Raw genomic sequence first — 7,225 nt, 5'->3', positions numbered from 1 at the left:
TCCGCGGTGTCGTCCCAGCCCAAGCAGGAGTCGGTGATGCTCTGCCCCTCGGTGAGCGCGCGGCCGGGCAGGACGTCCTGCCTGCCCGGAACCAGGAAGCTCTCCACCATCACGCCGCGGATCGCCCGGTTCCCGGACGCGAGCTGAGCACCGATGTCGCTGACCACGCCCGGCTGCCGAGCGTGGTCCTTGCCGCTGTTGCCGTGGCTCGCATCGATCACCACGGCCTCCGGCAATCCGGCCGTCCGCAACCGCCGCAGCAGGCGGTGCACCGAGATCGCGTCGTAGTTCGGCCCGCTCACGCCGCCGCGCAGCACCACGTGTGCGCCGGGATTCCCGGTGGCGCTGGTCCAGGCCACGCTGCCGCGCGGGCCGATGCCGAGAAATCCGTGCGGGTGCCGAGCGGCGACCACCGCGTCGACGGCCGCCCGCAACGAGCCCGTGGTGCCGTTCTTCATGCCGACCGGCATCGGCAGCGCCGCGGCGAGCTGCCGGTGCGGCTGGCTTTCCACGGTGCGGGCGCCGATCGTGCCGTAGCCGACCAGGTCGGCCAGGTAGGCGGGGGCGAACGGGCTGACCCACTCGGTCGCGGCAGGCAGTCCCAGCTCGGCGACGTCCAGCAGCAGGCGGCGCGCCGACCGCATCCCGCGCTCCACGTCCGAACCGCCGTCCAGCGCCGGGTCGGTGAACAAGCCGGTCCAACCGACCGTGCTGCGCGGTTTCTCGAAGAAGCTGCGCAGCACCACGAGCAGTTCACCGCTGAGCTCGTCCGCCAGATCCCGCAACCGAGCCGCGTACCGCCGGGTGGCGGTGAGGTCGTGCACCGAGCACGGGCCGACCACGGCGAGCACCCGGTCGTCCCGCCCGGCGAGCACGTCCTCGATCCGCCCGCGCCATCGGCCGACTCGTGCGGTCGTAGCGGCATCCGCGGGCAACTCGGCGCGAAGCTCCTCCGGCGCGGTCACGGTCCTGGGCTGATCCATGCACACCTCCACGAGTGAAGGCCAGGCTAACCTGATCAGGAGGTGGCGCGGATCGGCCGCAGGTGGGACTCATTCGCCGGAACGCCACTCCTGCACGCCGCCGGGAACGGGTGCGGCCGGGTCGTAAGGAGTGCGGGTGAAGATGAACGTGTTCAGGTCCAGGTGGCTCGGAACGCCGTCGGCATCGCGTCCGATGCGCAGCAGCTCACCGGAGTAGTAGCCGTCCATCCCGGTCCACGTTCCGTCCGAGTTGGGGCGGAAGCGGGACGCGCGCCCGCGCCCCTGCCACGGGACGAGGTCGAGCAGCCCCTCCGGCAGCACGCGCAGCACGTACGGCGTCGGACCCCAATACCACTGGCCGGTGAGTTCCAGCAGTTCCGGGCTCACCGCGCTCGGTGTCCACGGTTGCGGGATGCGCGGTTCGTGCTCGTCCAGGATGTTCAGCAAGTCGGTGATCAGCCCGCCGGAGACGCCGGAAGTGCTGTTGGCCATGAACACCGCGCCGGTCGACTGCGCCGGATCGGTCATCACGGTGGCGAGGAATCCCGGCATGGAACCGGTGTGCCCGGCCAGCCGCCGCCCGTTGTCCCGCACGAGCTGCAGACCGAGCCCGTAGCCCGCACGCCACACGTCCCCGTCGTCCACGGCACCGGGTGCGCGCATCTCGGCCACCGTGTCCGGGTGCAGCACGTCGCCGGTGTCCCCGTCCACGAACCGCGCCCAGCGCAACATGTCGTCCACAGTGGACCAGAGCTGGCCTGCCGGGGACATCGCGCCGTGGTCCTCGGCGGGTTCCGGCAGCAGCACGTCCGCCCACGGGTGCACCGCGAAACCCTTGGCGTGCGGCGCCTGCGGGCCGAACGAGGTCCGGTCCATCCCGAGCGGACGCAGGATCTCCTGTTCCGCCGCCGCGAACCAGGACCTGCCGCGCAGCCGCGAGACCAGCTCGCCGAGCACGCCGAAGCCGGTGTTGGAGTAGTGGAAACCGTGCTGCGGCGGCGGACGCAGCGCGGACTCGTCGATCGAGGCGAGCAGGTCCTGCGGCGAACCGCCGGGAGTGCGTTCCCACCACGGGCCTTGCGGTTCCGCGCTCATGCCGGTGGTGTGCGTGAGCAGCCGCGCGATGCTGCGATCACCGACCGCGGTGCCCGGCAGGTGCTCGTCGAGCGTGTCGGTCAGGCGCAACTTGCCCTCGTCGCGCAGCCGCAGCACCAGCACGCCCACGAAGGTCTTGGTGATCGAGCCGATGCGGTACTGGGTGTCCGCTGTGGGCTCGGCGCCCTCGACCGCGCCTCTGCCGCCGAACCAGAGCACTTCGCCGTCCCGCACGAGACCGGCCACCAGCGACGGGATGCGGTTCTGCCGTTGCTCGACGGCCAATCGCCGGAACAGGGCGCGTTGCGTGGAGGGGAGCAAGCTGGTCATCCGCCCATGCTTGCATGTCGCCGCGGCTCGGCCGCCTCGCATCACAGCGGTTCGGCCGCCTCGCGTGTCGCCGCGGCTCGACCGCCTCGCACGTCACAGCGGCTCGGCCGCCTCGCCTTGGCAAGATGTAGGAGTGAGCGCTGAACACGATCACGTCGACGTCCGCGGGACGGTGAGCTTCGTCGGGCTGAGCTACCTGGTGGCCTGGCCGCTGACGATCCCGCTGTTCCTGACCGGTACCGGACTCACCTCCGGCTGGGCACCGGTGATCATCCTCGGGATGATGTCCGCGCCCGCGCTGGCCGGGGTCGTCGTGCAAAAGTGGATCAGTCCGCGCGATTCGATCGCCAGGGAGCTGGGAATCACCAGCGAAGGCGGATTCCGGCGCTGGTGGGGATACGCGTTGATCGCCTGGTTCGGGCCCGCGGTGCTGGCACTGCTGGCGCTGGTGGTCGGCTGGATGCTCGGCGTGTACCGGGCGGACTGGTTCGGGTTCTCCGGGCTCGCCGAGACCTACGGGCCTGCCGAGGGGATCACGCCGGGACAGCTGGCGCTGGACCAGCTGCTGCAGGTGTTCTTGCTGGGGTGGTTGAACGTGATCCCGGCGTTCGGCGCGGAACTCGGCTGGCGCGGCTACCTGACGCGGGCGCTGCTGCCGCTCGGCCAGCCAGCGGCTTTCCTGATCACCGGCGTGTTGTGGGCGCTGTGGCACGGGCCGCTGCTGGTGCTCGGCTACAACTACCCGAGCGCTCCGATCGTCGTCGCGTTCATCATGATGGGCTGCTACGGCGTGCTGACCAGCGCGTTGCTGGGCTGGCTGCGGCTGGCGTCGCGCAGCGTGTGGCCCGCCGCGATCGCGCACGGCTTCCTCAACTCCGCGGCCGGGCTCGGCTTGCTGTTCAGCGCGGCGGGGAGCCCGGTCGACAGCGTCACGACCGGACTGCTCGGCTGGTCCGGTTGGATAGTGCTCGCGCTCGCGATCCTGGTGCTGGCGCTGCTGCGGAAACTGCCGGTCGAGCTGCCGCAGCAGAGCGCGGGCATTTCGCGCGGCGTCCGGCGCCTCAGCCGCCGCTGAGGCGATCCGGGCGCGGTGGCGCCTACCCCGACCATCTCCCTGAATGTCGGCCGGTGCCAAGGCTTTCCGGGGCGGTCGGCGAGCGCGCAGGACCGCTCCGCGCGGGGAACGTTCGCAGCACGACGTTTCCGCCTCGGTCGGCGGCAGCCGGTGAGCGATTCCGACGCACGCAAAAGCACCCCGCCGCGGAACTCTCCGCAGCGGGGTGCTTCGTGACGGATCGCCCGGCCGGTCAGCCTCCCGGCAGCGGCACGACCGGTAGCGGCGCGTGGACCTGCATCATCGCGTCGTACCAGGTCCGCGCCGGAACCTTGCCGCCGTAGATGTTGCCCTCACCGCACAGGAACGGCGGTGCGTCGCCGCCGCTGTCGCAGATCCCGCGCGGCCTGGAACCGTCGGCGTAGGTCAGCACCGCACCGGCCATCTGCGGCGTGGCACCCAGGAACGCGGCCGACTTGTGCTCCTGCGTGGTCCCGGTCTTGCCCATCAGCGGCCGGTTCCAGCCCGCGGCCTGCGCGGCCTGCTTCGAGGTACCGACCTTGTCGTCCAGGCTCATGCCCTGCGCCAGCTGACCCGCGACCTGCGGCGAGATCACCTGCTCGCACGGCGCTTCCTTCAGCGGCACCGGGTTGCCGTTGCGGTCGGTGACCTCTTCGACCGGCGTCGGCGGGCACCACTTGCCACCGCTCATGATCGTCGCCGCGACGTTGGACAGCTCCAGCACGCTGGTCGGCGTGTAGCCGAGGGTGAACGCGCCGCGGTTGTTGCGCTTGACCGCCTCGGCCTGCGACGGGCCGTTGGAACCGTCCTCGTCGAGCGTGCTGCCGCTGCTGTTCACCCCGTTCATGCCCTGCCGCAGCCCGAGCTTCGAGGCCATGTCCACGGCGTTGTTCAGCCCGACCTGCTCCTCGAGCTTGACGAAGGCGGTGTTCGGCGAGGTCGCCAGCGCCATCTGCAACGTCCGCGGCCCCGGCTGCACCCCCTCGGCGTTGCTCACCGTGTACGGCGCGGTGCCGTTCTTGAACACCTGCGAGGTGTAGCTGGGTGGCACGTCGATCGTGTCGAAGATGCTTCTGCCCTGGTTGATCGCCGCAGCGGCGGTGAACACCTTGTAGATCGAGCCCGCGCCGAAGGGCTGCACCCGGCTGACGATGTCGTAGGCGGTTTGGCCCGCGCTCGGGTTGTTGCCGAAGTCCCGGTTCGCCACCAGCGCACGGACCTGGTGCTTGTCACCGGGCTGGACGGCGGCCATCGCGTTGGCGATGCCTTCGGTCTGCGTCGGCACCTGCTTCTCGGCGGCCTGCTTGGCAGCGTCGCTGGCACGGCGGTCCAGCGTGGTGCGCACCGTGTAGCCGCCGGTTTCCAGCTTGTCGTCGTCGATGCCGGACTTCTCCAGGTAGTCCCGCAGGTATTCGCAGAAGAACCCGTCGGTGGTGCCGTCACCGAGGCCGACGCAGCCGTTCGGCGGCCGGCCCAGCGGCGAGGCCACGCCCAGCGGCTCCGCCTTGGCCTTCTCGGCGTCCTCCTTGGTGAGCACGTACCGGTTGTGCGGATCGGTCATCAGGTCGATCACCGTGTTGCGGCGCTGGATCGCGTCCTGCGGATTGGTCTCCGGGTTCAGCGAGCCGGGCTGGTTCACGATGGCGGCCAGCAGCGCGGACTGCGACACGGTCAGCTTGTCCGGCGTGGTGTTGAAGTAGGTCCGCGCCGCGGCGCCGATGCCGAAGGTCTGGTTGCCGAACGGGACCACGTTCAGATAACCGGTGAGGATCTCCTCCTTGGTCATGGTCCGCTCGAGCTCGACGGCCATCTTCGCCTCGCGCAGCTTGCGGGCGATGGTGGTCTCCTTGGCCCGCTCGGCGTCGACCTCGTTCTTGGCGACCACGTGCACCAGGTAGTTCTTCACGTACTGCTGGGTGATCGTGGAGGCGCCCTGGGTGGAACCGCCGCCCGCGTTGCTGGCCATCGCGCGCATGGTGCCCTGCCAGTCCACGCCGCCGTGGTTCCAGAACCGCTTGTCCTCGACCGAAGTGATCGCGGACTTCATGTTCTCCGGAACCTCTTCCGGCTTGGTCTCGACGCGGTAGTCCTTGAAGAAGTGCGCGATCGGCTTGCCGTCCCGGTCGGTCACCGTCGAGACCTGCGGCATGTCGCGCTTGGCCAGCGAACTGGACATGCTCGCCATCGCGTCGGTGGTCTGGTTGACCACGGCGCCCGCGCCGGAGGCCATCGGCATCATCAGGAACGCCACCAGCACACCGGCCAGGACGCACAGCCCGAACATCTTCAACAGCACGCCGCTGCGCACTCCAGCCCCAATCACCACACGTCGCGAAGGCTCGATCTGCACCGGGAGCGCAGGCCCGATGCTCGGACCAGGCGGCCCCGGCGGTCCGGCAGCCCGACCGAGATCGGCTCTTCCCGGGTGCCTCGCCGGTCCTTTCGTTGATATCACATCGGCCGCCGCGGCCGATCAGCGCGGCGGCGTTCTCCCCGGCACCGCGGGGAAAAACGTACTCGCAGGCCGATACGCCGGAATGCGCCGGACCACGTGCTCGATCGACTACACTTGGTCACTTCGAGCCGAAGCGGAGGAGCCGATGGACCCGTTCTTTGATTCCCTGGCGACCGCCCTCGGCGGTCAGGCCGCCGTCGCACTCGGGGCCGCGGCGAAGAGCGCGTTGGAAAAGGTGCGCGGACTGCTGCGCAGGCGCAGCGAGGACACCGAGACGCTGGCCGCGCTGGAGGCCGCCGAGGCGCCCGGTGCGCAGCGCCCGCAGATCACCGCGCTGGCCGAACGGCTCGACCGGGTCGCCGGGGACGATCCGGACTTCCGCGAGCAGCTGCGCGAAGCGGGCGGCGAGGTGCACAAGGAGATGACCGCCTCGGGTCACGTGGTGAACCAGAACTCCGGCGACGTGCGCAACCTGGTGCAGACCAATGAGATCCGCGGGGACATCACGTTCAACTGAGCGCGGCGCTCAGCGGTCCCGCCGGTCGGCTTCGTCCAGTTCGGCGAGGTAGCGGTTGTAGGCCGCCAGTTCCGGGTCCTCGTCCTCGTCGACCGAGGACGCGGGCGGCGGCACCAGCGGGCGGCGTCGCGTGCTCGGCGTAGCGGCCGCCGTGCCGGACTCGTCCGGGATATCTGCTTTCGCGGCTTCGGCGTCCGGGCCGGCGCGCGATTCCATCCGGATCAGCCACACCCACAGGCACACCGTGAACACGCCGAACAGCGGCCACTGCAAGGCATAGCCCAGGTTCTGGAAGCTGCCGCCGGCGTCGTGCGCGCGGTCCCACTGCCACACCGCCAGGAAACCCGTCGCGATCGTGGCGACGACGAACAGGGCGTGCAGCGCCATCCAACGCGGGGTCAGCAGCTTGCGCTTCACGATTCCGATTCTAGAGAGCTTCCCGGCAGCGATGTGCGCAGCGGGGCCCGATCCGCAGGCGCGCCCGCCCGCCGGGATCAATCGGCGAGTTCGTCCAGCTTGCGCTGCGCCTCGGCCAGCTCCCGCTGCAGCTGTTCGACCCGGTCCCGCTGCTGATCGCGGGCGGCCTCCAGCAGCGGCTCCACCGCGGCTGCGACATCGGAGTGCAGCGACTTGGCCGCCTGCGCGACCGCGGAGGCGGTCACCGGCGTGGGCCGCAGCACCCGCTTCTTGCCGGTGCTGACCTCGACGTTCCACTGCCCGGCCTCGTCCGCGGTGAGCACCACGGTGGCGCCCGCCGGCGACTTCGGCTT

General features: G+C 70.4%; 7 protein-coding genes. 2 read left to right on the top strand and 5 right to left on the bottom strand.

Features of this window, described 5'->3' with window-relative positions:
- Together IJH84_RS17400 and IJH84_RS17395 are read right to left on the bottom strand one after the other, a co-directional pair.
- On the bottom strand, nt 1-983 hold a 983-nt coding region (locus IJH84_RS17400), incomplete at its 3' end, for a 3-deoxy-7-phosphoheptulonate synthase (RefSeq protein WP_295146301.1).
- A 69-nt stretch (nt 984-1,052) separates the two neighbouring features.
- Nucleotides 1,053-2,408 (bottom strand): serine hydrolase, encoded by a 1,356-nt coding sequence (locus tag IJH84_RS17395; protein WP_295146298.1) that lies wholly within the window; start codon nt 2,406-2,408, stop codon nt 1,053-1,055.
- A 133-nt stretch (nt 2,409-2,541) separates the two neighbouring features.
- Here IJH84_RS17395 and IJH84_RS17390 point away from each other — a divergent pair, with 133 nt between their 5' ends.
- Nucleotides 2,542-3,483 (top strand): CPBP family intramembrane glutamic endopeptidase, encoded by a 942-nt coding sequence (locus IJH84_RS17390; RefSeq protein WP_295146296.1) that lies wholly within the window; start codon nt 2,542-2,544, stop codon nt 3,481-3,483.
- A 232-nt stretch (nt 3,484-3,715) separates the two neighbouring features.
- Here IJH84_RS17390 and IJH84_RS17385 read toward each other — a convergent pair whose 3' ends face one another.
- Nucleotides 3,716-5,767 (bottom strand): transglycosylase domain-containing protein, encoded by a 2,052-nt coding sequence (locus tag IJH84_RS17385; RefSeq protein WP_295146303.1) that lies wholly within the window; start codon nt 5,765-5,767, stop codon nt 3,716-3,718.
- A 316-nt stretch (nt 5,768-6,083) separates the two neighbouring features.
- Here IJH84_RS17385 and IJH84_RS17380 point away from each other — a divergent pair, with 316 nt between their 5' ends.
- Nucleotides 6,084-6,455, top strand: coding sequence for a hypothetical protein (locus IJH84_RS17380; RefSeq protein WP_200073173.1), 372 nt, complete (start codon nt 6,084-6,086; stop codon nt 6,453-6,455).
- A gap of 9 nt (nt 6,456-6,464) precedes the next feature.
- Here the strand turns inward: IJH84_RS17380 and IJH84_RS17375 are convergent, their stop codons facing one another.
- Entirely contained in the window at nt 6,465-6,872 is a 408-nt protein-coding gene (locus IJH84_RS17375) for a hypothetical protein (protein WP_295146293.1), read from the bottom strand.
- Nucleotides 6,873-6,949: 77 nt separating this feature from the next.
- The coding region (locus IJH84_RS17370) for a DUF6319 family protein (protein ID WP_295146288.1) at nt 6,950-7,225 on the bottom strand (276 nt) is incomplete at its 5' end.

The sequence above is a fragment of the Saccharopolyspora sp. genome, from assembly GCF_017434145.1.
Classification (GTDB): Bacteria; Actinomycetota; Actinomycetes; order Mycobacteriales; family Pseudonocardiaceae; genus Saccharopolyspora_C; species Saccharopolyspora_C galaxeae.
Note: the sequence above shows the minus strand (reverse complement) of the source record. Positions and strands in the feature narration are given on the sequence as shown.

Bases quoted from the DNA above. Each gene is read 5' to 3' on its own strand.
- IJH84_RS17385 (WP_295146303.1), bottom strand. From the start codon at position 5,767: ATGTTCGGGCTGTGCGTCCTGGCCGGTGTGCTGGTGGCGTTCCTGATG.
- IJH84_RS17395 (WP_295146298.1), bottom strand. From the start codon at position 2,408: ATGACCAGCTTGCTCCCCTCCACGCAACGCGCCCTGTTCCGGCGATTG.
- IJH84_RS17380 (WP_200073173.1), top strand. From the start codon at position 6,084: ATGGACCCGTTCTTTGATTCCCTGGCGACCGCCCTCGGCGGTCAGGCC.